The sequence below is a fragment of the Frigoribacterium sp. 2-23 genome, assembly GCF_049601585.1.
Lineage (GTDB): Bacteria > Actinomycetota > Actinomycetes > Actinomycetales > Microbacteriaceae > Frigoribacterium.
In genome coordinates, this window is sequence record NZ_CP187126.1 from 992939 (window position 1) to 1017487 (window position 24549).

Annotated in this window: 22 protein-coding genes and 1 riboswitch; of the genes, 15 read left to right on the forward strand and 7 right to left on the reverse strand. The window is 70.9% G+C overall.

All coding sequences use genetic code 11. From position 1 onward, the window contains the following. Positions 1–12: 12 nt before the first annotated feature. On the forward strand, positions 13–627 hold the full coding sequence (gene lepB / locus ACPEEZ_RS04725; protein ID WP_423924177.1) for a signal peptidase I: 615 nt from the start codon (positions 13–15) through the stop codon (positions 625–627). Positions 628–657: 30 nt separating this feature from the next. Here lepB and ACPEEZ_RS04730 read toward each other — a convergent pair whose 3' ends face one another. Beyond that, a complete protein-coding gene (locus ACPEEZ_RS04730; protein WP_423923324.1) occupies positions 658–2346 on the reverse strand; it encodes a long-chain-fatty-acid--CoA ligase in 1689 nt (562 codons plus the stop codon). 64 nt (positions 2347–2410) lie between these two features. Beyond that, positions 2411–2968 (reverse strand): TIGR03086 family metal-binding protein, encoded by a 558-nt coding sequence (locus tag ACPEEZ_RS04735; RefSeq protein WP_423923326.1) that lies wholly within the window; start codon positions 2966–2968, stop codon positions 2411–2413. Between the two features lie 153 nt (positions 2969–3121). Between ACPEEZ_RS04735 and ACPEEZ_RS04740 the strand changes: the two genes are divergently transcribed. Then, the gene (locus ACPEEZ_RS04740) at positions 3122–3418 is read left to right on the forward strand and encodes a DUF6412 domain-containing protein (RefSeq protein WP_423923327.1); all 297 of its coding nucleotides are present in this window, start codon (positions 3122–3124) and stop codon (positions 3416–3418) included. Between the two features lie 83 nt (positions 3419–3501). Next, positions 3502–4242, forward strand: coding sequence for a membrane protein insertase YidC (gene yidC, locus ACPEEZ_RS04745; RefSeq protein WP_423923329.1), 741 nt, complete (start codon positions 3502–3504; stop codon positions 4240–4242). Positions 4243–4322: 80 nt separating this feature from the next. On the opposite strand, the gene ACPEEZ_RS04750 is transcribed toward yidC, so the two are convergent. Both ACPEEZ_RS04750 and ACPEEZ_RS04755 read right to left on the reverse strand, forming a co-directional pair. Continuing rightward, positions 4323–4874, reverse strand: a complete 552-nt coding sequence (locus ACPEEZ_RS04750) for a YceI family protein (protein WP_423923331.1) — start codon at positions 4872–4874, stop codon at positions 4323–4325. Positions 4875–5003: 129 nt separating this feature from the next. Beyond that, positions 5004–6008 (reverse strand): aldo/keto reductase family protein, encoded by a 1005-nt coding sequence (locus ACPEEZ_RS04755; RefSeq protein WP_423923333.1) that lies wholly within the window; start codon positions 6006–6008, stop codon positions 5004–5006. Positions 6009–6263: 255 nt separating this feature from the next. Between ACPEEZ_RS04755 and ACPEEZ_RS04760 the strand changes: the two genes are divergently transcribed. From ACPEEZ_RS04760 to ACPEEZ_RS04795, 8 genes are all read left to right on the forward strand, one after another. Continuing rightward, positions 6264–7760, forward strand: coding sequence for a glycosyltransferase (locus tag ACPEEZ_RS04760; RefSeq protein WP_423923335.1), 1497 nt, complete (start codon positions 6264–6266; stop codon positions 7758–7760). Then, positions 7757–9739 carry a phospholipid carrier-dependent glycosyltransferase gene (locus ACPEEZ_RS04765; protein ID WP_423923337.1) on the forward strand — a complete coding sequence of 661 codons (1983 nt, stop codon included), beginning with the start codon at positions 7757–7759 and terminating at the stop codon, positions 9737–9739. The genes ACPEEZ_RS04760 and ACPEEZ_RS04765 overlap by 4 nt, the downstream gene beginning before the upstream one ends. A 119-nt stretch (positions 9740–9858) precedes the next feature. Continuing rightward, entirely contained in the window at positions 9859–10728 is an 870-nt protein-coding gene (locus ACPEEZ_RS04770; RefSeq protein WP_423923339.1) for a DUF4397 domain-containing protein, read from the forward strand. Positions 10729–10801: 73 nt separating this feature from the next. Further along, the gene (locus ACPEEZ_RS04775; protein WP_423923341.1) at positions 10802–11971 is read left to right on the forward strand and encodes a glycosyl hydrolase family 8; all 1170 of its coding nucleotides are present in this window, start codon (positions 10802–10804) and stop codon (positions 11969–11971) included. Beyond that, positions 11968–12645: a class F sortase gene (locus tag ACPEEZ_RS04780; protein WP_423923343.1), complete on the forward strand. Its 678-nt coding sequence runs from the start codon at positions 11968–11970 to the stop codon at positions 12643–12645. The genes ACPEEZ_RS04775 and ACPEEZ_RS04780 overlap by 4 nt, the downstream gene beginning before the upstream one ends. Before the next feature lie 75 nt (positions 12646–12720). Further along, positions 12721–13536, forward strand: a complete 816-nt coding sequence (locus tag ACPEEZ_RS04785) for a polyprenol monophosphomannose synthase (protein WP_423923345.1) — start codon at positions 12721–12723, stop codon at positions 13534–13536. 40 nt (positions 13537–13576) lie between these two features. Beyond that, positions 13577–13771, forward strand: a complete 195-nt coding sequence (locus tag ACPEEZ_RS04790; protein WP_423924178.1) for a hypothetical protein — start codon at positions 13577–13579, stop codon at positions 13769–13771. A 129-nt stretch (positions 13772–13900) separates the two neighbouring features. Next, the gene (locus tag ACPEEZ_RS04795) at positions 13901–14482 is read left to right on the forward strand and encodes a DUF805 domain-containing protein (RefSeq protein WP_423923347.1); all 582 of its coding nucleotides are present in this window, start codon (positions 13901–13903) and stop codon (positions 14480–14482) included. Positions 14483–14509: 27 nt separating this feature from the next. Here the strand turns inward: ACPEEZ_RS04795 and treZ are convergent, their stop codons facing one another. The 3 genes from treZ to glgX are packed head-to-tail and all read right to left on the reverse strand — an operon-like array spanning position 14510 to position 20858. Continuing rightward, on the reverse strand, positions 14510–16270 hold the full coding sequence (gene treZ / locus ACPEEZ_RS04800; RefSeq protein WP_423923349.1) for a malto-oligosyltrehalose trehalohydrolase: 1761 nt from the start codon (positions 16268–16270) through the stop codon (positions 14510–14512). Next, positions 16267–18663, reverse strand: a complete 2397-nt coding sequence (gene treY, locus ACPEEZ_RS04805) for a malto-oligosyltrehalose synthase (RefSeq protein ID WP_423923351.1) — start codon at positions 18661–18663, stop codon at positions 16267–16269. The genes treZ and treY overlap by 4 nt, the downstream gene beginning before the upstream one ends. Next, positions 18660–20858, reverse strand: coding sequence for a glycogen debranching protein GlgX (gene glgX, locus ACPEEZ_RS04810; protein ID WP_423923353.1), 2199 nt, complete (start codon positions 20856–20858; stop codon positions 18660–18662). Before glgX ends, treY begins: the two co-directional genes overlap by 4 nt. A gap of 79 nt (positions 20859–20937) precedes the next feature. Beyond that, positions 20938–21048: riboswitch (TPP riboswitch) on the forward strand. Between glgX and ACPEEZ_RS04815 the strand changes: the two genes are divergently transcribed. The 4 genes from ACPEEZ_RS04815 to ACPEEZ_RS04830 all read left to right on the forward strand — a co-directional run bounded on the left by ACPEEZ_RS04815 (position 21040) and on the right by ACPEEZ_RS04830 (position 24530). Beyond that, the gene (locus tag ACPEEZ_RS04815) at positions 21040–21675 is read left to right on the forward strand and encodes an ECF transporter S component (RefSeq protein ID WP_423923355.1); all 636 of its coding nucleotides are present in this window, start codon (positions 21040–21042) and stop codon (positions 21673–21675) included. (Overlaps the previous riboswitch by 9 nt.) Further along, the gene (locus tag ACPEEZ_RS04820; protein ID WP_423924179.1) at positions 21672–23162 is read left to right on the forward strand and encodes an ABC transporter ATP-binding protein; all 1491 of its coding nucleotides are present in this window, start codon (positions 21672–21674) and stop codon (positions 23160–23162) included. Before ACPEEZ_RS04815 ends, ACPEEZ_RS04820 begins: the two co-directional genes overlap by 4 nt. Continuing rightward, positions 23159–23953, forward strand: coding sequence for an energy-coupling factor transporter transmembrane component T family protein (locus tag ACPEEZ_RS04825; RefSeq protein WP_423923357.1), 795 nt, complete (start codon positions 23159–23161; stop codon positions 23951–23953). Before ACPEEZ_RS04820 ends, ACPEEZ_RS04825 begins: the two co-directional genes overlap by 4 nt. Further along, a complete protein-coding gene (locus tag ACPEEZ_RS04830) occupies positions 23946–24530 on the forward strand; it encodes an ATP-binding protein (protein ID WP_423923359.1) in 585 nt (194 codons plus the stop codon). Before ACPEEZ_RS04825 ends, ACPEEZ_RS04830 begins: the two co-directional genes overlap by 8 nt. Positions 24531–24549: the final 19 nt, after the last annotated feature.

Here is a 24549-nt window from a genome sequence, read left to right on the forward strand (position 1 = left end):
GGGGACATCGAGCTGCGACGACCGCGGGGGCGGCGCTCCGGCCTGCGTCCACGACGCGGCGGCCCGTGGCGCTTGCTCCGCGACCTGGTCGTCGTCGTGCTCGTCGCGCTGCTCGTGTCGTGGGGCGTCCGCAGCTTCCTCGTGCGGTCGTTCTACATCCCGTCAGCGTCGATGGAGGACACGCTGCAGATCGGCGACCGAATCGTCGTCAACGAGCTCGTGCCGCGCTTCGCGGATCTGAAGCGCGGCGACATCGTGGTGTTCGACGACCCGGGTGGCTGGCTCGGCTACGGCGGCCAGGGCGAGCAGGACCTCGTGAAGCGGGTCATCGGCCTCCCCGGCGACCACGTCAGCTGCTGCGACGCCGATGGGCATCTGCTCGTGAACGGCACACCGCTCGACGAGCCCTACCTGTTGCTGCCTGCGGGGCAGGCCCGCGCCTCCTTGACGGACTTCGACGTCACGGTGCCCGACGGCGCCCTCTGGGTGATGGGTGACAACCGCAACCACTCGGGCGACTCCCGGGCGCACCAGACGGGCCCCTACGCGGGCTTCGTGCCGATCGACCACGTCGTCGGCCGGGCCTTCGTGATCACGTGGCCGATCGACCGGTGGCGTGGACTCTGACCGGTATCGCCCGGTCCATTTCGACCGGACTCAGTCGGCCGCGATGAGCGCCTCGCGCACGTGGCGGCGGAGCACCTTGCCGATCAGCGACTTGGGCAGCTCGTCGAGCACGACGACACGTCTCGGCACCTTGTAGGCCGCCAGGCGCTCGCGGCACCACTCGCGGATCGCATCCTCGTCGAGCTCCGTGCCGGCCGACAGGACGACCGCGGCGACGACGTCCTCGCCGCCGCCCGGGCGGGGGATGCCCACGACGGCGGCCTCGGCGACACCGTCGTAGCCGACGATCGCCTCCTCGACCTCGGACGGCGCGACGTTGAAGCCGCCGGTCACGATGAGCTCCTTGATGCGATCGACGATCGTGACGAAGCCGTCGTCGCTCATGCTGACGATGTCGCCGGTGCGGAACCAGTCGCCGTCGACGAAGGCCGCGGCCGTCTCGTCGGGTCGGTTCCAGTAGCCCCGGAACACCTGCGGCCCGCGCAGCAGCAGCTCACCGGCCGCGCCGGGGGCCACGGCGACCGTGGGATCGTCGCGGTCGACGACGCGCGCCTCGGTCGACGGGAACGGCACACCGACCGTGCCCGGCCTGCGGGTCGGGCCCATCGGGTTGCCGAGGGACACGGGCGAGGTCTCGGTCAGGCCGTAGCCCTCGACGAGGATGCCGCGGCTGACCCGCTCCCACGACGTCGTGACCGAGACGGGCAGGTTCATCGCACCCGAGATCGAGAAGCGGGCGGCCGACAGGTCGACGCCGCGTTCCTCGGCCGCGTCGGCGAGCCGCTGGTAGATGGGCGGCACCGCGGGCAGGAAGGTCGGCGGGTGTTTCTTCGCCGCCTTGAGCACGAGGTCGACGTCGAACTTCGGGAAGAGCACCAGGCGGGCGCCGAGGCTGATGGCGAAGGTGAGGCAGAGCGTGAGTCCATAGGCGTGGAAGAACGGCAGGACACCGTAGACCGTCTCCGCGCCGTCGCGGAGGCCGGGCACCCAGGCGCGGCCCTGCGTCTGATTGCTGCGCAGGTTGCGATGCGTGAGGATCGCGCCCTTGGGCGCGCCCGTCGTCCCGCTCGTGTACTGCAGCAGCGCGATGTCGTCGAGCCCCGGTCGATCGTGACGACGTCGGAGGCGCGGGGACGAGACCAGGTCCTCCCACGTCGTCGCCGCGCGGCTGGAGGACGTGAGCGCCTGGCGGGACTTGCGGGCCGCGGGGATCGGCAGCTTCAGTGCGACCCGGGTGCCGAGCGGCATGGCGCGGGTGATGTCGACCGAGACGACGGCGCGGAAGGCGATGTCGGACGGCAGGTCGTTCAGCCGGTCGGTCAGCTTGTCCCAGGCGATGGCGACCTTGGCGCCGTGATCCTCGAACAGGTGCCGGAGCTCGCGATCGGTGTAGAGCGGGTTGTGCTCGACGACGACCGCGCCGAGACGCAGCACGGCGTAGAACGCCACCACGTGCTGCGGACTGTTCGGCAGCAGCAGCGCGACGCGGTCCCCGCGACCGACACCGAGCCTCCGGAGCCCTTCGGCGACCCGCGACACCTGGTCGCCGAGCTGACGGTAGGTGGTCTCGCGACCGAAGAACTCGAGTGCCACGTGGTGCCGGTAGTCGGCGACGGCGTCGTCGACGAGGTCGACCAGGGTGCCCGTGACGGGCTGGATGTCGGCGGGGACGGCGGGCGCGTAGCTGTGCAGCCACGGCCGATCGGATCGGGCGCTCATGCGATCAGCAAACCATCCGGCGCGGCGGGTTCCCTGGACGCTCGCCCTCGGCGACCGCCCGGGGTCAGCGCGCGTCGCGTCCCGTCAGCGCGAGCAGACGGATGCGCAGCGGGGCGTCGTCGCCGACGGGCACGGGCGACGCGAACAGCCCCGACGCCTCGAGTGCGTCCTTCTGCGGTTCGAAGACCCCCCACACGGCCTCGACGAGGTCGTCGTCGAGCTCCTCGTCGGCGCCGATGGCGCGGCTGAGGTCCCAGGTGTGGATGGTCACGTCGCTGACCTGCTCGGCCAGGTACTCCTTCACGGCGACGACCTCGGTGCTGAGCGTGACGTCGGCGTCGGGGTCGGCCGCCCGCCAGGCCTCGGTCGCGGCCGTCGACCACCGGCGCCATTCGGCGACCAGGTCGTCGCCGAGCGGCTCGACCACCGTGTCGGACTCGGACGGGTGGCCGCCCTCGAGGAGCACGGGCACCCACTGCTGCTCGCGCGTGACGTGCCGGACGAGGTCGCGCACCGTCCAGTCGGTGTCGGGCGTCGGGGCGTCCCAGTCGTCGACCGCGGCCACGCGACTCGCGAACTCGTCGTGGGCTCGCTGCTGCAGGGTGATCCAGTCGACGGTCATGGAGAGTCCTTCCGGAGGCGGTGCGTACGAATCGAGAGCGTGTCGCCACGGTCGATGCGGAGCCGGTGCATCGCCGGCTCGACTCGAGGGAGAACAGCGGAGTCGGCCGGGGTGTTCCCGGCAGCGTAGCCCGCGCCGGGTTAGAGTCGATGCGTGACCGCCGCCCTCGACCTGCTGATGCGACTCCTCGCGTCGATCGAGGTCGTCCTGCTCGGCGGCGGCGGCCCCGTCTCGGCCCTCGTGCTGGTCGGTCTGCTCGGTGCCGCGACGGCGCTCGTCGCCGTGGGTGTCCTCCGCGTCGTCCTGACGTTGTGCGGTCTGGCCGGGACGCAACCGAGCGTGCCGCTGCGAGAGAGAGCCGACACGCGCCTCCTCGTCTGGAACCGCGACCCCGACGCGGACGGCCACGTGCGCTCGCGCGCCCCGGGACGAGTCGTCACGGCCGTCTGAACCACCCGCGCCCCTCGGGCGCCGGCACGGACCTCGACGGCCAGAAGACCCCTCTTCTCCCTTCTCGTCGTGAGGACCACGTCATGGATCTGTCCCTCTTCCCGCCCTTCGCCGTCGTGCTCGACGGCCTCTCCCGGTTCGTCTCGGCCCTCGGCTCGGCCGTCGAACCCCTCGCCGGCGCGAGTGCCGCGGCGCTCGCCGTCGTGCTGCTGACCGTCCTCGTGCGGCTCGTGCTCGTGCCCGTCGGGGTCTCGCAGGTCCGGGCCGAGTTCGCGCGTCGCCGACTCGCCCCCAAGATCGCCGACCTGCGCCGTCGCATCACCGACAAGGAGAAGCTCAACAAGGCGATGCTCGAGTTGTACACGTCGGAGAAGGTGTCGCCGCTGGCGGGCTGTCTGCCCCTGCTGGCGCAGGCTCCGGTCGTGTCCGCCGTGTATTCGCTGTTCGTCCACGCGTCGATCGCGGGTCACGCCAACGTCTTGCTGACGCAGACCTTCGCCGGCGTCGCGCTCGGCTCGAACCTGTTCGTCGCCGCGGGGGCCGGCGTCCCGGCGCTGCTGCCGTTCGTCGTGTTGCTGGCCGTGCTGGCGGTGGTGGTCGAGCTGACCCGGCGTGCCGGTGTCCGGGCGGCCGGGGCCGCGTCGACGGAGGCCGCGACCGCCGCCGTACCGGGCATGGCCGTCCTGACGCGCTGGCTGCCGTTCATCAGCGTGCTGTTCGCCGCGATCGCCCCGCTGGCGGCGGCTCTGTACCTCGTGACGAGCGCCGTGTGGACGCTGGGGGAGCGGGCGGTGCTGCGGCGGGTGCTCGCCCCGCGCGTCTGACGCCGGGAACGACGACAGGCCGCGGCGAACGATCGCCACGGCCTGTCGTCGTGAGGGCGCGGTCAGCGCCCGAGAGGGGATTACTGGGCCAGCACGAACTGGATCTCGAGCGTCACGGTGATGTCGTTGCCGAGCGTGAAGCCGCCGGCCTCGAGGGCGGCGTTCCAGGTGACACCGAACTCGGTGCGGTCGATCTTGGTCGTGGCCGAGAAGCCGAGCTTCGTCTGGCCGTAGCCGTCGACGACGAGACCACCGAACTCGCTCTTCAGGGTGACCTGCTTCGTGACGCCGCGAAGGGTGAGGTCGCCGTGCACGAGGAACGCGTCGTCGCCCTTCTCCTCGATGGAGTTCGAGACGAACGTCATCTGGGGGTGCTCCTCGGCGAGGAAGAAGTCGCCGGTCTGCAGGTGACCGTCGCGGTCCTTCTGGTTCGTGTTGACCGAGGCCACGTCGATCGACGCGGTGACCTTGCTGGCCGTGTGGTCCTCGGCGGTGACGAGCGACGCGTCGAACTTCTCGAACGTGCCCTTGACCTTGCTGATGGCGAGGTGACGGACGCTGAAGGCGACCTCGGAGTGCGTGGGGTCGAGGGTCCAGGTGCCGGCGGGGATCTTCTCTGCGGTGATGCTCATGGTTTCTCCAAACGTAGAAGGAAGGGGGCTAAGTCGGTGTCATGTCACCGAAGTGCGATGACGAGTATATGCAAGTGCATCGACGAGGAATCCATTCCCGTCGAGATCGCCCGGATCGGGCGGTCGTGATCAGGCCGGGCGCGACTCGGGCGAGACGGTCTTCTCGGGGTCCGTCTCGTAGAGGCCGGCGAGGGTCTGGTCGATCTTCGTCATGACCTCGGCGGGCAGGCGCACGCCCGCCGCCTTCACGTTGTCGGCGACCTGTTCGGGCTTCGACGCGCCGATTATGGCCGACGACACGTTGTCGTTCTGCAGCACCCAGGCCACGGCGAGCTGTGCCATCGACAGGCCGAGGTCGGCGGCGATGGGCTCGAGCCCCGCGACGCCGGTGAGCACCTCGTCCGTGAGGAAGCGCTTGATCGTGTTCGCGCCTCCCTTCTCGTCGGTCGCGCGGCTGCCGGCGGGGAGCTCGGCGCCCGGCTTGTACTTGCCGGTGAGGACACCCTGGGCGATGGGCGACCAGACGATCTGGCCGAGGCCGTACTGCTTGCTGGTGGGGACGACCTCGCTCTCGATGACGCGCCACAGCATCGAGTACTGCGGCTGGTTCGAGATGAGCTGCACTCCGAGCTTGACGGCGAGCTCGTGGCCCGCGCGGATCTGCTCGGCCGACCACTCGCTGACGCCGATGTAGAGGGCCTTGCCGGCGCGGACGACGTCGGCGAACGCCTGCATCGTCTCTTCCAGCGGTGTCTCGGAGTCGAAGCGGTGCGCCTGGTACAGGTCGACGTAGTCCGTGCCGAGTCGCGTGAGCGACCCGTCGATGGACTCGAGGATGTGCTTCCGGCTCAGCCCGACGTCGTTGTGGCCGCGCGGGCCGGTCGGCCAGTAGACCTTCGTGAAGATCTCGAGGGATTCGCGACGCTCGCCCTTGAGTGCATCGCCCAGGACCTGCTCGGCCGCCGTGTTCGCGTAGGCGTCCGCCGTGTCGAAGGTGCTGATGCCGTTGTCGAGGGCGGCACGGACGCACTGCGTCGCGACGTCGTTCTCGACCTGGGACGCGTGGGTGAGCCAGTTGCCGTAGGTGATCTCGGAGATCTTGAGGCCGCTGTTGCCGAGGTATCTGAATTCCATGGGGCCACCGTACGCCGGGGTGGACGTGCCGTGGGCCCGTGCCGGTCAACGGCGGCGTTAACGGCGTGTGTCGAGAGCCTGGCAAAAAGCTGGAAACGACCGACCCGACCAAACCGATCCCACCGTGTCCCCCGAAGCGGTTACAACACCCGACTCGCCACCCCCCTTTGAGGGTCACCCGAGCCCGGGGCGCTGTTCCCCGACGAGCGCCCCTCCAGCCCGACAACCCGACGACTTACCAGGAGAGTGCCTCCCGTGTCGACTGACCCGACGCAGAATCCGATCTCCGTGCTCGCTGCCGGCGAGCCCGGCCCGCTGCTCACGCCCCAAGCCCCGGCGTCCCCGGGCACGCTGCTGCCGAACCGCGGGGAGTCCACCACGAGTGGTGTCGACTTCTCCGGTCTCCGCCTGCCCGACTGGACCCCCTTCGAGTGGGTCGGCTACTCGGCACTCATCGTCGTGTCGCTGCTGCTCACCCTCGTGGCCGTGTCCACGCTCTGGTGGATGCTGCACGCGTGGCGGTCCCGCGACAACCTCGAGGGCAGCCAGTTCAGCTCGAACCCGCTGCCCGCCGGTCACTCCTTCACGCTGCTCGTCCCCGGACGCCACGAGGAGGAGGTCATGGGCCAGACCCTCGACCGACTCGCCCTGCAGGACCACCCCGACTTCGAGATCATCGCGATCGTCGGTCACGACGACCCGGGCACGGAGCGCGTCGCCCGCGAGGCCGCCGCGCGCAACCCCGACATCATCCGTGTGATCGTCGACTCCAGCGTGCCGAAGAACAAGCCCAAGGCGCTCAACCTCGCGCTGCAGAGCGCTCGCGGCGAGATCGTCGGCGTGTTCGACGCCGAGGACGAGGTGCACCCGCGCCTCCTGAGCCTCGTCGACTCGCGCTTCACCGAGACCGATGCCGATGTCGTCCAGGGCGGCGTGCAGCTGATGAACTTCCAGACCAGCTGGTGGAGCCTCCGCAACGTGCTCGAGTACTACTTCTGGTTCCGCTCGCGTCTTCACTTCCACGCGAAGTCGAAGTTCATCCCGCTCGGCGGGAACACCGTCTTCGTCCGCAAGGCCTGGCTGGACTGGTCCGAGGGGTGGGACGCGGCCTGCCTCGCGGAGGACTGCGAGCTCGGCGTCCGACTCTCGAGCGCCGGTGCCAACGTCGTCGTCGCGTACAGCCCGGAGGTCGTCACCCGCGAGGAGACGCCGGGAACCTTCATGTCGCTGCTCAAGCAGCGCACCCGGTGGAACCAGGGCTTCATGCAGGTCTACGGCAAGGGCGAGTGGAAGAAGCTGCCGACGATGCGCCAGCGGTTCTTCGCCCGCTACCTGCTCACCATGCCGTTCATCCAGGCGGCCACCGGTCTGCTCATCCCGATCTCCGTGCTGCTCATCTTCACGATCAAGGTGCCGACCGCCGTCGCGCTCATCTCGTTCATCCCGGTCGCGCCGACCCTGGTGCTGCTGGCCGTGGAGTTCACGGGTCTGGCCGAGTTCGGCCGCACGTACGGCCAGAAGGTCCGGGTGCGCGACTACGTACGACTCGTCCTGGGTCTCATCCCGTACCAGATCTTCCTCGCGCTCGCCGCGGTGCGAGCCGTCTACCGCCAGCTGCGCAACCTCAACGCGTGGGAGAAGACCGAGCACACCGGTGCGCACCGTGACGCCGTCGCCGAGCCCGTCTCGACGTCGACGGTCACCGTCGGTCAGCCCGAGTCCGTCCTCGCGATGACGGGAGGCAAGCGATGACGACCACCACCCACCGTCCTGCCCCGCCCACCGTGGCCACGCGGCCCGCCTCGACGACGCGCTCGGCCCCGGCGGCTCGGTCCTGGCTGCGCGCCCACGGCGCCAACCTGGTCTGGCTGCTGCCGGTGATGGCGATCGGCGCCGTCATCCAGGCGGTCAACATGGCCGGTTCGCCGCAGCGCATCGACGACGAGGGCACGTACACGGCGCAAGCCTGGGCCGTGCAGAACCTCGGCTCGCTCGCGCACTACACGTATTGGTACGACCACCCCCCGGTCGGCTGGCTCCAGATCTCGGCGTACACCGGTCTCACCGGGGCGTTCTCGCGCTACGACGTCGCCGTGATCGCAGCCCGCGAGGCCATGCTCTTCTTCACGCTGGTCGCCGTCGTCCTGCTCTGGCTCCTGGCCCGCCGCATCGGCCTCAGCCGACCCGCCGCCGCTGCCGCTGCCCTCGTGTTCGCCGTCTCGCCCCTCGCCGTGCAGTTCCACCGCACGGTGTACCTCGACAACGTGGCGACCCCGTGGCTCCTCGCCGCCTTCCTGCTCGCCTTGAGTCGCCGGTACCAGCTCGCCGGTTTCGCGGCGTCGGCCGTCAGCTTCGGCATCGCGGTGCTCTCGAAAGAGACGTACCTGTTGGCCCTGCCCTTCCTCGCCTGGACGATGTGGCGGAACGCCGACCACTCGACTCGTCGCTACACGCTGTCGGTCGCATCCGCGCTGCTCGTGCTGATCGGCTTCAGCTACGTGGCCCTGGCCGCGGTCAAGGGCGAGCTCCTGCCCGGCGCCGGTCGGGTGAGCCTCCTCGAGGGCATCACCTACCAGCTCGGCAGCCGCGAGGGCAGCGGGTCCGTCTTCGACACGGGCAGCCTGTTCTTCCAGGCCGTGTCGCAGTGGTGGCTGCTCGATCCCGTGCTGATCACCCTCGGCGTCCTCGCCGCGGTGATCGGGCTCTTCCAGAAGCGGGTGCGTCCGATCGCCGCGCTCGTGGTGTTCTCGGTCGCCATCATGTTCCGCCCGAACGGCTACCTGCCGGTGCCGTACGTGATCATGCTGATCCCGTTCGCGGCCCTCCTCGTCGCCGCGGTCTCCGACAGCGCCGTGAAGGCCTGGCGGGGCCGACGGGCCGGAGGCACGGCCTCCGTGGCCTCGCGGGTCGGCTCGACCGCGTGGATCGCTCTGGCCCTGGCCGGCGTCGTGGCGATCGTGCCGCTCTGGGCGGTGCAGCTGCGAGGCTTCACGCAGTCCGACCTCGACCAGCCCATGAGGTCGGCCGAGGGATGGATCGCGACCAACGTGCCCCGTGACTCGCGCCTCCTCGTGGACGACGCGATGTGGGTCGACCTCGTCAACGACGGCTTCGACCGCGACAACGTCATCTGGTTCTACAAGCTCGACACCGACGGCGCCGTGGAGGCGCAGTCGCCCAACGGGTGGCGCGACTCCGACTACATCGTCACGACCGAGTCCGTCCGCACGTCGGGTCCGAGCGCGCCCGAGATCTCGCAGGCGCTGACCAACTCGACGGTGGTGGCCAGCTTCGGCACCGGCGACCAGCAGGTCGACGTCCGCAAGATCGACCCGCAGGGCACCGCCGCCGCCGACGAGCAGGCCCAGGCGGCCGCGAGTGCTCGCTCGCAGGTCGGGGCCGAGCTGGCCGAGAACCCGTCGCTCCGTGCGTCGGACCAGGTCCGGAGCGCCCTGCGCGACGGCCGTCTCGACTCCCGCGCCGTGATCGTGCTGGCCCAGCTCATGGTCAACGGCCCCGTCACGGTCGGCGACCTGCAGGCCCTGCCGGGCGAGGCCGAGCAGCCCTACCGCCAGGTGCTGATCGCGAACTCGTCGGGTGTCGACCTCGACCTGGCCCGGGCGTACCTCACCGGCCTCGACGGCGCCTACGCCCCCCAGCATGTCGAGAAGACCGCCGACGGCCTGCTCGTCACGTTCTCCGCGATCGCGCCGGCCGGTGTGATCGGGTGACCCGATCGACCGCGGCCTCGCGTCGCAACCCTCACCGCACCTCCCTCGCCGCATCACAGCGCACCTCCTCACCGAGCCGCCTCAGCCGAGTCGGCACCCGACCGGAAAGGAACCACCTCATGGCACCCGCCACCTCCACCGCATCGACGACCACCCGTCGTCCGCGCGGCCTCGTCCTCCTCGGGCTGGTCATCGCGCTCTTCACCGCCCTCGCCGCCTCGCTCGTCGGGGCCTCCCCGGTGCACGCCGCCGACGGTGACGGCTGGGTCCGCGTCGGGCACCTCTCGCCCGACACCAAGTCGGTCGACGTGACCCTGACCTCCGTGTCGGGCGGCCAGGTCGTCATGGACCTCGACGACGTGACCTACGGCCAGGTCAGCCCGTACCAGGCACTCCCCGCCGGCACCTACGTCGTCTCGATGACGTCGAACGGCGCCGGAGCGAGCGCCGTCCCGGTGATCAGCACCAACGTCACCGTGAAGTCGGGCGAGCCGATCACGGTCGTGGCCTACGGCCCCGCCAAGTCGATCAAGACCCAGGTCTTCAACGACGATCTCACCGCGCCCGCGGACGGCCAGGCGAAAATCCGTCTCGTGCAGGCCGCGAACGTCTCGAAGACCGTCACCGTGGCGACCACCACGGGCACGACGATCGCCGAGAAGGCCGCGTTCGGCAGCGCCTCGGGCTACGCCTCGGTCGCCGCCGGCCCGTGGTCGTTGAAGCTCACCGGCACGTCCGTCAACGGCACCGCCGACGTCAACCTCGCGGCCGGCAGCATCACGACGCTGTTCGTGCTCGACAACTCCACGGGCGGCCTGACGGTCGTCCCGGTCGTCGACAGCGCGGCCACGGCCGCGACGCCCGTCGGCGGCGTGCAGACCGGTGGCGGCTACCTCGCCGAGCACCCCGGTGCCGACCAGGAGGCGCAGACCGCGACCCCGAGCGGCTTCTGGGGTCCTCTCCTCGGCCTCCTCGGCCTGACCCGCTGAGGCGCGAGCCGGCGAGCCCGCACGACGTCCCGATCAGGGACACCTCGTTCCGACCAGGAGATGGAGCACGACCATGACGACGAAGACGAAACTGCTGTTGGCCGTAGTGGTGGTCGCGGCGCTCGCCGTGACCGCCGGTCTCGCCTCCCTCATCGTGGGCGTCGGCGACGACACGCCGACCGCGGCGAAGAACGGTCAGCCCGGCAGCACGGACCCCGGGGTGACGGCGTCGGCCGACCCGGCCCGCAGCCCCGACGAGATCGGGCAGGCCTTCCTGCGCGACTGGGTCGACCAGGGCCGGGTGGTCCGTCGCGACCAGGGCGGCGACACCGTCAGCGAGGGACAGGCCTACGGCATGCTCGTCGCCGTGGCGCTCGGCGACGAGAAGTCGTTCGAGCAGATCTGGTCGTGGACCAAGGACAACCTCGTGCGCGACGACGGTCTGCTCGCCTGGCGCTGGGACAAGGGCGCGGTCGTCGACGACATGCCGGCGAGCGACGCCGACGTGGACGCCGCCCGGGCGCTCGTGCTCGCCGGTCAGAAGTTCGACGACACGGCATACACCGAGGCGGGCACCACGCTCGGCGCGGACGTGCTCGACACGATGACGGCGCAGACCGACGTCGGGCTCATCCTCTTGCCCGGCCCCTGGGCCAAGACCTCGGCCCCGTGGACCTACAACCCGTCGTACGCGTCGCCCGCGTCGTTCGAGATGTTGGCGAAGGCGACGGGCGACCCCCGCTGGTCGGAGCTCGTCACGGGCTCGCGCGCGGTCACCACGACGATCCTCACCGACACGGCCCTGCCGAGCGACTGGGCCCAGGTCGAGCAGTCGGGTGCGGTCAACCCGCTGCCGAGTGCCGACGGCACGTCGGGCACCGTGCAGTACAGCTACGACGCCGCTCGCCTCGGTCTCCGCTACGCCGAGTCGTGCGACCCCGCCGACGTCGCACTCGCGGCCCGGATGGCCCCGACCCTCCAGCGCTACGAGGAGCCCCCCATGCAGCTCGATCTCGGCGGCCAGGCCACCGGCACGGACAAGAGCCCTCTGGCCTACGCGGCCCGAGCCGCTGCCGAAGCCGCGGCCGGCTCGCGCGACGAGGCCAAGGCCGACCTGCTCCAGGCCGACCGGCTGGCCCAGTCGACCCCGACGTACTACGGGTCGGCCTGGTCGGCGCTCGCCGCCCTGCAACTGGACGGCAACGCCCTCGACGCCTGCTCGCCGTTGGCGGTCAGCTCGTGAGCGCCGCGGAGCTCATCCGGTCGCACCGGCGTGCCGCGATCGCCATCGGCGTCGCCGTGGTCGTCCTCATCGGTGGCGGCGTCACCCTCGGAGCGGTCGCGGCACAGCCGAACGGCAGCACGTCACCCGCCGAGGAGGCACGGGGCCCGTCGTCCACGTCGGCGGCGGCACCGAACGCGACCAGTGGATTCCAGGACCCGGCGGCGCCGTCGTACACCGAGCCTCCGGCCGGTTCGACGCCCGTGCGGGTGCAGATCCCGTCGATCGGCGTCGACTCCGGACTCGAAGACCTCGGCATCGGCCCGCAGGGCGAGCTCGACCCGCCCAAGGAGTGGATGTCGGCCGGCTGGTTCGCCGGCGGTGTCGTGCCCGGAGGGGTCGGCCCGGCCGTCATCGCCGGACACATCGACTCGACGAGCGGCCCGGCCGTGTTCGCCCGGTTGGGCGACCTGGCACCCGGTGCCGAGATCCAGGTGACCCTCTCGACCGGTGCCGTGGAGACCTTCACGGTCAGCGGCAGCGAGCGGGCGCCGAAGAAGCAGTTCCCGACCAGCGACGTGTACGGGTCGAGCCCGACCCCGTCGCTGCGACTGATCACGTGCGACGGTCACTTCGACACGTCCACCGGCCACTACGACGACAACCTGATCGTCTTCGCCGACCTGGTCGTCTGAGCGACCGCAGCACAGCCCCGAGCAGCCCCACCGACACCCGACCCGACCCGACCCGCAGGGGAGAGGAACAGCATCGTGAACGAGAACCTCGTCATCATCCCGACCTACAACGAGAAGGACAACCTCGACTGGATCGTCGGGCGCGTCCTCGCCTCCGGCGCATCGGTCGACGTGCTCGTCGTCGACGACGGCTCGCCCGACGGCACCGGTGAGCTGGCCGACGCCTACGCGGCGCGCGACGACCGCGTGTCGGTGATGCACCGGCACGAGAAGGCGGGGCTCGGTGCGGCGTACCTCGCGGGTTTCGCCTGGGGGCTCGAGCGCGGTTACGCGGCCCTGATCGAGATGGACGCCGACGGTTCGCACCACCCGGAGTACCTGCCCGAGATGATCGCCCTGCTCGGCGACAACGACCTCGTTCTCGGCTCGCGCTGGGTGCCCGGCGGCCGTGTCGAGAACTGGCCGCTGCACCGCATCCTGCTGAGCCGCGGCGGCAGCTGGTACACGCGCGGCGCCCTCGGGATCACGGTGGCCGACACGACGGGCGGGTACCGTGCCTTCCGGTCCTCGGCACTGGCTCGCATCGATCTTGAGCAGGTCGAGTCGCGTGGGTACTGCTTCCAGGTCGACCTGCTGTGGCGTGCGCTGCAGGCCGGCCTGCGGGTCGTGGAGACGCCGATCACGTTCACCGAGCGCGTGCACGGCAGCTCCAAGATGAGCGGCTCGATCGTGACCGAGTCGCTCGCGAAGGTGACGCGGTGGGGGCTGCGACGCCGGGGCCGTGCGCTCGTCGAGCTGGTCGTGCGGCACCGCCGGCTGCCGAGCGTCCGGGCGTCGTCACACCGGGTCTCGCCGGTGCGCGCCGCGTCGAACCGGCCGCTGCACTCCTGACGTCGTGCGCTCGTGACCCCGTGCGCAGTCGGACGCCGGTATCGGGCGCTCGAGCCCGGGGGAGCGTAGCGTCCCCCGCATGGGACTCATCATCGCTCTTATCGTCGTCGGCGTCATCCTGCTCATCTTGGGTGTGGCCGTCAAGGCAGCCATGTTCTTGCTCTACATCGGCATCGCGCTGCTGCTCATCGGTGCCATCTGGTGGCTGATGAAGTACATCCGCAGCCGCGCGTAGTCGCGGTCGTCCGGGGGCCCGTCATCGCGTGAACACGCGCGTGACGGGCCTTTCTCGCGTGACCCCCTCACGCGTTAAACTGGCGTCTCGCGCGGCTCACCGGGAGCTGCGAGCTCTCTTGGGGGGACCATGACCAACGACCCGTCGCAGCAACAGCCCTACGGGCAGTCGCCGTACTCGCCGCCGGCCTCCGGAGGCCAGCAGCCCTACGGCCAGCAGCCCTACGGCCAGCAGCCGGCCCCGTACGGCCAGCAGCCCGTCGGCCCCGGTGGAGAGCCGCCGCTCTGGGCTCCGTACTACAGCGCGCCGCCGGTCGCCGCGGTCAAGCGGTTCTTCCAGAAGTACGCGACGTTCTCGGGTCGTGCCAGCCGCAGCGAGTACTGGTGGACGGCCCTGGCCCTCGCCATCGTGGGCATCGTCCTCTCGTTCGGCGCCTTGCTCGGCGGTCTCGCGGGCTCGACGACCGATGCCTACGGCGAGTCCCAGCCCGGTGTCGGCTTCTATCCGTTCGCCATCATCGGGTTGGTCGTCTGGCTGGGCGTCATCGTCCCGAGCCTCGCCCTGACCGTCCGCCGACTGCACGACATCGATCAGCCTGGCTGGTGGCTCCTGATCAACTTCGTGCCCTACCTGGGCAGTCTCGTGCTCTTCGTCTTCTCGCTGATGGGGCCGAAGCCCGAGGGCGCACGGTTCGACCGCCCGATCGGCTGATCGGGCGGTCGCGCCGCGGCGCCGAGGTCAGCGGACGATGACGACCGACGCCGGTGGCAGGGTCAGCCCGCCGTCGAGTGTCACGCCCTCGTCACTCGTGAAGACGACGGAGGCGGCGGTCACGTCGAGCGTGACCGTCGCGTCCGAGAAGTTCACGGCCACCTGCAGGTCGCCCCGAGTGAGCACGAGCCACCGTGCGTCGGCGTCGAAGCGCACGCCGGTCGCGTCGAGGCTCGGATCGGTGAGACCCGGCTCCGACCGGCGCAGCTGCGCGAGTCGGCGGTAGGCGTCGAGCACCCGAGCGTGACGCCCCGACTCGAGTTCGGACCAGTCGAGGTGCGACCTCTCGAACGTCTCGGGGTCCTGCGGGTCGGGCACGACGGACTCGTCCCAGCCCATCTTCGCGAATTCGGCGATCCGGCCCTTCGCCGTCGCCTCGCCGAGATCGTGCTCGGGGTGCGACGTGAAGAACTGCCAGGGGGTCGATGCGGCCCATTCCTCGCCCATGAACAGCATGGGTGTGAAGGGCGACGTCAGCGTCAACGCCGCGGCGATGACGAGCCGGCCGTCGTCGAGGGTCGCCGCGAGGCGATCGCCGATGGCCCGGTTACCGATCTGGTCGTGGTTCTGGTTCGCCACGACCAGGCGCCAGCCGGGCATGTTGCGCGTATCGATCGGGTGGCCGTGCTCGCGCTCGCGGAACGACGAATACGTGCCGTCGTGGAAGAACCCCTTCGTGAGCACCTTGGCCAGGGCGTCGAGCGGTTCGAAGTCGGCGTAGTACCCGGTCGTCTCACCGGTCAGGGCGACGTGGACGGCATGGTGGAAGTCGTCCGACCACTGCGCGTCGAGACCGTAGCCGGGGCGGTGCTCGGGGCCGTAGCCGCCGCCGTCCCGGGGAGTGATGAGTCGCGGGTCGTTGAGGTCGCTCTCGGCGATCAGGGTCAATGGGCGACGCAGGTGCGTGCTGAGCGCTTCCGTCCGTTCGGCCATCTCGCGCAGCAGGTGCACGGGGCTGTCGTCGACCAGGGCGTGCACGGCGTCGAGCCGGAGCGCGTCGACGTGGTACGAATCGAGCCAGAGGGCCGTGTTGTCGAGGATGAACTCGCGCACCTCGGTCGATCCGTCGTCGTCGAGGTTGACGTTGTCGCCCCACGTGTTGGCGTGCTTGCCCGACAGATACGGGCCGAAGTTCGGCAGATAGTTGCCCGAGGGGCCCAGGTGGTTGTAGACGACGTCCTGGATCACGCCGAGGCCGGCCGCGTGGGCCGCGTCGACGAACCGCTGGTACGCCTCGGGCCCGCCGTAGTTGTCGGTGACCGTGAACCAGTCGACGCCGTCGTAGCCCCAGTTCCAGCGGCCGTTGACACCGTTGACCGGCAGGATCTCAACGAAGTCCACGCCGAGCGACACGAGGTGGGGGAGCCGCGCGATGGCGGAGTCGAGGGTGCCTTCGGGTGTGAACGTGCCGATGTGCAGCTCGTACAGGACGCTGCCGCCCAGGCGGCGCCCGGTCCAGGCATCGTCCGTCCACGCGAACGTCGTCGGGTCGTACGTCTCGCTCAGACCGTGCACGCCGTCGGGCTGACGGATCGATCGGGGGTCGGGCAGCGGGATCTCGCCGTCGTCGAGGACGAAGCCGTAGCGGTGCCCGCTCGCCGTGTCGAGGCCGGCGGGCGCACGCCACCAGCCTCCGTCGTCGGCGGTCATCGGCAGCAGGTCCCCGTCGAGGTGCAGCCGCACCCGGGAGGCCAGCGGGGCCCAGACGTCGTACAGGCGAACGGTCATCGGTTCTCCTCGGGAGTGGAGGTGGTGGGGGAGGCGTCGGTCGTGCCGTCGGGCACGAGCAGGGCGACGGGATACGTGGCGAGCAGCTCGGCGAGACGGATCTCGGGGCCCTCGAAGCGTCGACCGGTCAGGATGTCGCGACGGGCGCCTCCGGAGACGTGCAGCACCGTCGGCGTCGCGCCGGCGTCCCAGCCGCCCGCCTGCTCGAGGGCGACGGGGAGTCGCGTCGCGACGACGACGGCGCCACCACGATCGACGGCGACGGCCGAGCCGGCCTGTTCGCCGAACACGGGCAGCGCGCCGTAGCGGGTGAACAGCTCGGGGTGATCGCGGCGGAGCGCCAGCGCCCGACGCGTCACGAGCAGCTTGGCGCCGCCCTCGTCGTCGATCGCGGGCAGGGCACCCGCGTCGATGTCGGCCAGGATCTGCCGGCGGCGGTCGAAGTCGACGGGCCGGCGGTTGTCGGGGTCGACGAGGGAGAGATCCCACAGCTCACCGCCCTGGTACACGTCGGGCGCGCCCGGTCCGGTGATCTGCAGCAGGGCCTCGCCGAGGGCGTTGCTCCAGCCGGGGCGACGCACGATGTCGACGACGCGCGCGACCTCGGTGCGGACGGTCGCGTCGTCGAAGCAGGCGTCGACCAGGGCGTGCATCTTCGTCTCGAAGGCCTCGTCGGGCGCCGTCCAGGTCGTGGACGTGCCGGCCTCGCGCGACGCCTTCTCGGCATACGCGTGCAGGCGCTCCCGTGACGCCGGCCAGGAGCCGACGATGCTCTGCCACAGGATGTTCTCGAACGGTCCGTCGCCGAGCGGCGCGAGCTCGCGCAGGCGGTCGAGGGCGGCGACCCATTCGTCGGCGATCTCGGCCAGGACCGACACCCGGGCACGGACGTCGGCACTGCGCTTCGTGTCGTGGGTCGACAGGGTCGTCATGCCGAACGGCCGGTCGGCGAGGCGGCGCGTCATCCGGGCGTGGAACTCGGCGGGTGTGATCGCGAACTCGCTCGGGTCGGCACCGACCTCGGTGAGCGTCGCCAGGCGGCTGTATCGGTAGAACGCCGTGTCCTCGACGCCCTTCGCCATCACCATGCCGCTCGTCTGCTGGAACCGCACGGCGGCCGGGTGGGCCGGATCGCCGAGCGTGCTCGCCACGCTCTCGATCGTGTCGGCGAGGTCGGGGCGCTGATCGATCGCGACGCGAGTCGCGTCGACGAGATCGGCCGCCCCGAGCGGCAGGTAGCTGCGATAGACGGGGAAGGCGGCGGCGAGCTCGGCCAGCGCGTCGACGACCTGCGGGTCGACGTCGTCGCCCGGGGCCGTCAGGAGGCGCGCCAGGCGATTGATCTCGCTCCCCAGGATGCCGTCGGCGATACCGCGCTTCGTGCTGAGGATCATCGCCTCCCACGAGAAGGCGTCGGCCTCGTCGCGCAACCGGGCGTCGAGCGAGCCCAAGGTCGCGGCGCCCGCAGGGTCGACGAACAGCCGGTCGAGGTCGGCGAGCGCGTCATAGCCCGTGGTGCCGTCGGTGGCCCAGTCCTCGGGCAGGGCCTCGTCGCCCTCGAGGATCTTCTCGACGAGCACGTGTGCCCCGCCGGTGAGCGTCGCGAGGCGGTCGAGATAGCCCTTGGGGTCGGCGAGGCCGTCCGGGTGGTCGACCCGCAGGCCGTCGGCGAGCCCCTCGTCGAACCAACGGCCGATCTCGGCGTGCGACTCGTCGAAGACCCGCTCGTCTTCGACACGGATGCCGGCGAGCGTGTTGACCGCGAAGAACCGGCGATAGTTGAGATCGCTGTCGGCCCGGGTCCAGTGCACGAGCTCGTAGTTCTGACGGCTGTGCACGGCGGCCGCGCCCGCGGCGTCGGCCGGCTCGTCGCCGCGGGTGCCGGGGGCGATCGGGTAGGCGGTGTCGTAGTAGTGCAGCTCGTCGCCCACCAGCGTGAGGCCTTCGATGGTTCCGTCGGCGGCAGGAGCCTCGCCGAGCACGGGCACGAGGACGCGCCCGGCCCCCGCCTCCCAGTCCACGTCGAACGCCTCGGCGTAGCGCGACGCGCGGCCGAGACGGAGCAGATCCCACCACCAGAGTGAGGCCTTCGGCGTCGCGACGCCCACGTGGTTCGGGACGATGTCGACCAGGACGCCGAGCCCGGCGTCGTGGGCGGCCCGCGACAGGGCCGCGAGACCGTCGGCGCCGCCGCGGTCGGGGTCGACGCGCGAGTGGTCGACGACGTCGTAGCCGTGGTCGCTGCCCGGCTCGGCAGCGAGCACCGGCGAGAGGTAGACCCAGTCGACGCCGAGGTCGCGGAGGTAGGGCACGAGTCGCGCGGCCTCGTTCAGGTCGAAGGACGACCGGATCTGCAAGCGGTACGTCGAACGGGGGTGGCGGCTGATGTTCACTCGGAGTCCTCTGCCGTGGCTCGGAGGACGACGAGAGAGCGGCCCGCCACGGGCAGGCTGTCTCCCGCCCCGAGCGCCGTGGGGCGTTCGGGGAGGCTGGGGGGCTGCGGCGTCGTGGAGGCGCGGGTCGCGGCCGGGGTTCGCGGGGCGTGCTGGGGCGGCGGGGGCGGTGCCTCGACCGTGCTGTCGACGACGACCTCCCAGCCCTCGGCGTACTCGTCGGGCGGCAGGGTGAAGGTGACGGTCTGCTCGCTGGCGTTGAAGTAGAGCACGAAGTTGACGTCGCTGATCCGGCCGCCGCGGGCGTCGCGGCCGCGGATGCCGTTGCCGTTCAGGAACATGCCGATGGCCTTGGCGTACGAGGTGTTCCACTCGTCGGGCTGCATGGCGTCGCCCTCCGGGGTGAGCCAGACGATGTCGGGCAGGGGTTCGCCCTCGCCGCGGGTGACGGGTCGACCGTTGAAGTATCGCTGTCGACGGAAGGTCGGGTGGTCGTGCCGCAGCTTGATCACCTCGGCGGTGAACTCGATGAGCTCGCGGTCGGCGTTGTCCCAGTCGACCCAGCTGATGTCGCTGTCCTGCGCGTACGTGTTGTTGTTGCCGCGCTGGGTACGTCCGAGCTCGTCGCCGTGCAGCAGCATCGGCACACCCTGGCTGAGCAACAGCGTCGCCAGGAAGTTGCGCTGGCGCTGCTGGCGCAGGGCGCGGATCTCGACGTCGCTCGTCTCGCCCTCGACACCCGAGTTCCACGACCGGTTGTGGCTTTCGCCGTCGTTGTTGCCCTCGCCGTTGGCGTCGTTGTGCTTGTCGTTGTAGCTGACCAGGTCGCGCATCGTGAAGCCGTCGTGTGCCGTGACGAAGTTGATGCTCGCCACCGGGCGGCGGCCGTCGCGTTCGTAGAGGTCGGCCGAGCCCGTGATGCGGCTCGCGAACTCGCCGAGCGTCGCGGGCTCGCCGCGCCAGAAGTCGCGCACGGTGTCGCGGTACTTGCCGTTCCATTCGGTCCATTGAGGCGGGAAGTTGCCCACCTGGTATCCGCCCGGGCCGACGTCCCACGGCTCGGCGATGAGCTTCACCTGCGAGACGATCGGGTCTTGTTGCACGAGCTCGAAGAACGTCGACAGGCGGTCGACCTCGTAGAACTCGCGGGCCAGCGACGCGGCGAGGTCGAAGCGGAACCCGTCGACGTGCATCTCGGTGACCCAGTAGCGCAGGCTGTCCATGATCAGCTGCAGCGAGTGCGGATGGCGGACGTTCAGGCTGTTGCCGGTTCCCGTGTAGTCCATGTAGAACTGCTTGTCGTCGTCCATCAGCCGGTAGTAGGCCGCGTTGTCGATGCCCTTGAACGACAGGGTCGGCCCGAGGTGGTTGCCCTCGGCGGTGTGGTTGTAGACGACGTCGATGATGACCTCGATGCCCGCCTCGTGCAGCACCCGCACCATGTTCTTGAACTCCTGCACCTGCTGGCCCAGGTCGCCGGTCGACGAGTAGGCCGCCTGCGGGGCGAAGAAGCCGATGGTGTTGTAGCCCCAGTAGTTGCTGAGGCCCTTCTCGAGCAGCGTGTTGTCCTGCACGAACTGGTGCACCGGCATCAGCTCGAGCGTCGTGATGCCGAGCTTCTTGAGGTGGTCGATGATCGCCGGATGCGCGACGCCGGCGTACGTGCCGCGCTGCTCCTCGGGGATGTCGGGGTGCGTCTCGGTCAGGCCCTTGACGTGGGCCTCGTAGATCACGGTCTCGTCATAGCTGTACTTGGGCGGTCGGTCGCCCTGCCAGTCGAAGAACGGGTTGATGACGACGCCCAGCATCATGTGCGGGCCACTGTCCTTGTCGTTCTTCGAGTCGGGGTCGCCGAAGTTGTAGGCGAACAGCGCTTCGTCCCAGTCGATGTCGCCGCAGGTCGCCTTGGCGTACGGGTCGAGCAGCAGCTTGTTCGGGTTGGCGCGGGTGCCGTTCTCGGGGTCGTACTCGCCGTGCACGCGGTAGCCGTACCGCTGACCGGGCTGCACGGTCGGCAGGTACGCGTGCCACACGTAGGCGTCGACCTCGGTGAGATCGACGCGGGTCTCGGCACCGTGCTCGTCGAAGAGACAGAGCTCGACACGGGAGGCCGCCTCGCTGAAGATCGCGAAGTTCGTGCCGCTGCCGTCGTAGGTGGCGCCGAGGGGGTAGGGGTTGCCTGGCCAGGTGTGCAATCGAACCTCCGGGTAGGGACTCCGCTCAGCCTAGAGAAGAACCACGGACCCGGGCCGCCACGCCGACGGCTATACTCGGCGGCACACACACGGGAGTCCGGTGAGCCGGGCTGAGAGGAAGCGATCCACGCTTCGACCGTCGAACCTGATCTGGATCATGCCAGCGCAGGGAGGAGAGAACATGTCTGTTTCCGTGTCCGCGAACGAGGCGTCGACGACGTCCGTCTCGAAGAAGCCGTCGCGTCGGTGGCGCGTCGTCGACATCGTCGTCGCCAGCGTCATCGGTGTCGCCTGCGGTGTCGTCTTCTGGGCCTGGGGGCTCGCGTGGACGCCGCTCAGCGGTGCCCTGACGTTCACCCCCGGTCTGTCGGGGCTGCTGTCGGGCGGCTGGCTGTTCGCCGGCGTGCTCGGAGGTCTCGTCATCCGCAAACCCGGCGCCGCCTTGTACACCGAGGTGCTCGCCGCCGTCGTCTCGATGCTGATCGGTACCCAGTGGGGCTTCTCGACCCTGCTCTGGGGGGTCCTCGAGGGGCTCGGTGCCGAGATCGTCTTCGCGCTGTTCCTCTACTCGTCGTGGCGGCTGCACGTCGCCCTGCTGGCCGGTGCCGGCGCCGGTGTCGCGGTGGCCCTGCTCGACACGTCGTTCTCGTCCATCGCGGCCAACTCCGTCGAGTTCAAGGCCGTCTACGCGGTGAGCTCCGTCGTCTCGGGCATCGTCCTGGCCGGGCTGCTCTCGTGGCTCGCGACCCGCGGGCTCGCGCGGACCGGCGCGCTCAGCCGCTTCGCCGCGGGCCGGTCGGCCGAGGCGCGGGTCTGACCCCGCCGCGCGGCGCCCGCGTCGACGCGCGGGGCTGGGGCTGGCGGCACGCCGGACGTCTCCGCCCCGCCGTCTCGGCCCTCGACCTGCGCATCGAGCCGGGCGAGAAGGTACTGCTGCTCGGCGCCTCGGGAGCGGGCAAGTCGACGCTGCTCGCCGGTCTCGCGGGTGTGCTCGGCGGCGACGACGAGGGCGACGCGACCGGCGAGTTGCTCGTGGACGGCACCCCGCCCGAGTCTCAGCGCGGTCGTGTCGGACTCGTGCTGCAGGACCCCGACTCGCAGGTCGTGCTCGCGCGGGTCGGCGACGACGTCGCCTTCGGCTGCGAGAACCTCGGGGTGCCGCGCGACGAGATCTGGCGACGCGTCGGCCACGCCCTCGACGCCGTGCGGCTCGATCTGCCGCTCGACGCGTCGACGTCCGAGCTCAGCGGCGGGCAGAAGCAGCGGCTCGCCCTGGCCGGGGCGCTGGCGATGCGCCCTGGACTCCTGCTGCTGGACGAGCCGACCGCCAACCTCGACCCCGACGGCGTCGTCGAGGTGCGCGACGCCGTCGACCGCGTCCTCGCCGAGACGGACGCCACCCTCGTCGTGGTCGAGCACCGGGTCTCGGTGTGGCTGCCCGTCGTCGATCGCGTCGTCGTGGTGGCCGCCGGTGGGGGAGTGCTGGCCGACGGACGGCCGGACGTCGTGCTCGGGGCCGAACGCGACCGCCTCGAGGAGGCGGGGGTGTGGGTTCCCGGCGCCGTGCCTCCGGAGTCTCGTCGAGTGGGGCGCCCCGGCGAGCCGCTGCTCCTCGCGTCCGAGCTCGCCGTCGGCCGACGGGGAGCGAAGGGTCCGGCCGTCGCATCGGGTGTCGCGCTCGAGGTCGTCGCTGGCACGGCGCTCGCCGTGACCGGAGCGAACGGCGCGGGCAAGTCGACGCTCGCCCTCACGCTCGCCGGCCTGATCGAGCCCGTCGCGGGGGCGCTCGTCGCCACCCCGACGCTGGCCCGCGGGGTCGGACCGTCGCCGATCCGCTGGCGTCCGAAGAACCTGCTGACCCGCATCGGCACCGTCTTCCAGGACCCGGAGCACCAGTTCCTGACCGCGACCGTGCGCCGCGAGCTGATGGTCGGCCCGGCCGCCCTGGGCATCCCCTCGAGTGAGGCCGACGAGCGCGTCGACGCCCTGCTCGAGCGACTCCGTCTGGCGCATCTGGCGGGGGCCAACCCGTTCACGCTGTCGGGAGGCGAGAAGCGTCGATTGTCGGTCGCGACCGTGCTGGCGTCTCGCCCCGACGTGATCGTGCTGGACGAGCCGACGTTCGGGCAGGACGCCCGCACCTGGCGCGAGCTCGTCGCCATGCTCGGCGGCCTGCTCGACGACGGTCGCGCCGTCGTCGCCGTCACCCATGACGCCGACTTCGTCGCGGCGCTCGCCGACCGGGTGCTCGACCTGACCCCGTACGCCCGCCCCCGCACGCCGCGTCCCGAGGGGGTGCGATGAGTGTGCTGTCGGCGATCCGGGCCCCCGGGGTCGTGGGTCGCGTCAACCCGGTCGCGAAGCTGCTGGCCGCACTGGTGCTCGGGGTCGTGCTGCTGCTGTCGATCGACTGGGTCTCGGCCGGGACGGCACTCGTGCTCGAGGCGCTGCTGCTGCCCTGGGCCGGGCTGAGCCTGCGGCAGCTCGTCACCCGGACGGCGCCGCTCTGGGTCGCGGCCCCCGCCTCGGTCGTCGCGACGGCGCTCTACGGGCGCGACGACGGTGCCGTGCTGCTGCATCTCGGGTTCGTCTCGGTCACCGAGGGCTCGTTGTCGCTGGCCGGCGCGATCGGTCTCCGCATCCTCGCGGTCGGCATCCCCGGCATCGTCCTGTTCGCGACGACGGACCCGACCGATCTCGCCGACGGATTGTCGCAGGTGCTGCGGCTGCCGTCGCGGTTCGTGCTCGGTGGGCTCGCGGGGCTGCGTCTGGTGGGTCTGTTCATGGACGACTGGCGGCAGCTCGCGCTCGCCCGCCGAGCCCGGGGCGTGGCCGACGCGGGAGGGCCGATCGGTGCCCTGAGGCGTTTCGGCCAACAGGCGTTCGCCCTGCTGGTGCTCTCGGTGCGTCGGGGCAGCAAGCTCGCCACCGCGATGGAGGCCAAGGGGTTCGGGTCGGACGCGCCCCGCACGTGGGCCCGGCCTTCGACGTTCGGAGCGCGCGACGTGACCCTCGTCGCGCTGGGCGTGGTCATCGCGGCCGCGGCGGTCACGGCCGCCGTGCTCGCCGGGACGTGGGAGTTCGTCCTTGCCTGAGCTGGCGGCGGAGCTCGTCGCGCGCCTGGAGGGCCTGCGCGGTGCGACGCGCGGAGCCGCTCCACGTCTCGTCGTGCTGATCGACGGACGATCCGGGTCGGGCAAGACGACGCTCGGCGCGGCACTCGAACGCACCTGGCCCGTCGAGCGGCTCGGCCCGGTGCAACTCGTCCATCTCGATGACGTCTACCCGGGGTGGCACGGCCTCGAGGCCGCGTCGCGGGTCGTCGAGTCGACGATCCTCGACGAGGTGCGACCCGGGTGGCGCCGCTGGGACTGGGCGCTCGATCGCGAGGCGGAGTGGTCGGAGCTCGACCCGGCCGCCTCGGTGATCGTGGAGGGCGCCGGGTCGCTGACCCGCGCCTCCTCGGTTCGTGCCGATCTGTCGATCTGGCTCGATCTCGACACGGACACGCGGCGTGCCCGGGCGCTGGGACGCGACGGTGCGGCCTACGAGCCGTGGTGGCAGGTGTGGGCCGATCAGGAGGCGCGGCACATCGAGCAGGAGGCGCCGCGTTCGCTCGCGGACCTGGTCGTCGACGTCGGGCACACGGTCACGCCCGACGTTCGGGGGTAGGTCGCGTCGGTGCCGGCGC

What these genes read in the sequence shown, in the direction of transcription:
- ACPEEZ_RS04730 (WP_423923324.1), bottom strand. Translation starts at nt 2,346, where the DNA reads ATGAGCGCCCGATCCGATCGGCCGTGGCTGCACAGCTACGCGCCCGCC.
- ACPEEZ_RS04735 (WP_423923326.1), bottom strand. Translation starts at nt 2,968, where the DNA reads ATGACCGTCGACTGGATCACCCTGCAGCAGCGAGCCCACGACGAGTTC.
- yidC (WP_423923329.1), top strand. Translation starts at nt 3,502, where the DNA reads ATGGATCTGTCCCTCTTCCCGCCCTTCGCCGTCGTGCTCGACGGCCTC.
- ACPEEZ_RS04750 (WP_423923331.1), bottom strand. Translation starts at nt 4,874, where the DNA reads ATGAGCATCACCGCAGAGAAGATCCCCGCCGGCACCTGGACCCTCGAC.
- ACPEEZ_RS04755 (WP_423923333.1), bottom strand. Translation starts at nt 6,008, where the DNA reads ATGGAATTCAGATACCTCGGCAACAGCGGCCTCAAGATCTCCGAGATC.
- ACPEEZ_RS04765 (WP_423923337.1), top strand. Translation starts at nt 7,757, where the DNA reads ATGACGACCACCACCCACCGTCCTGCCCCGCCCACCGTGGCCACGCGG.
- ACPEEZ_RS04770 (WP_423923339.1), top strand. Translation starts at nt 9,859, where the DNA reads ATGGCACCCGCCACCTCCACCGCATCGACGACCACCCGTCGTCCGCGC.
- ACPEEZ_RS04775 (WP_423923341.1), top strand. Translation starts at nt 10,802, where the DNA reads ATGACGACGAAGACGAAACTGCTGTTGGCCGTAGTGGTGGTCGCGGCG.
- ACPEEZ_RS04795 (WP_423923347.1), top strand. Translation starts at nt 13,901, where the DNA reads ATGACCAACGACCCGTCGCAGCAACAGCCCTACGGGCAGTCGCCGTAC.
- treZ (WP_423923349.1), bottom strand. Translation starts at nt 16,270, where the DNA reads ATGACCGTTCGCCTGTACGACGTCTGGGCCCCGCTGGCCTCCCGGGTG.
- ACPEEZ_RS04815 (WP_423923355.1), top strand. Translation starts at nt 21,040, where the DNA reads ATGTCTGTTTCCGTGTCCGCGAACGAGGCGTCGACGACGTCCGTCTCG.
- ACPEEZ_RS04825 (WP_423923357.1), top strand. Translation starts at nt 23,159, where the DNA reads ATGAGTGTGCTGTCGGCGATCCGGGCCCCCGGGGTCGTGGGTCGCGTC.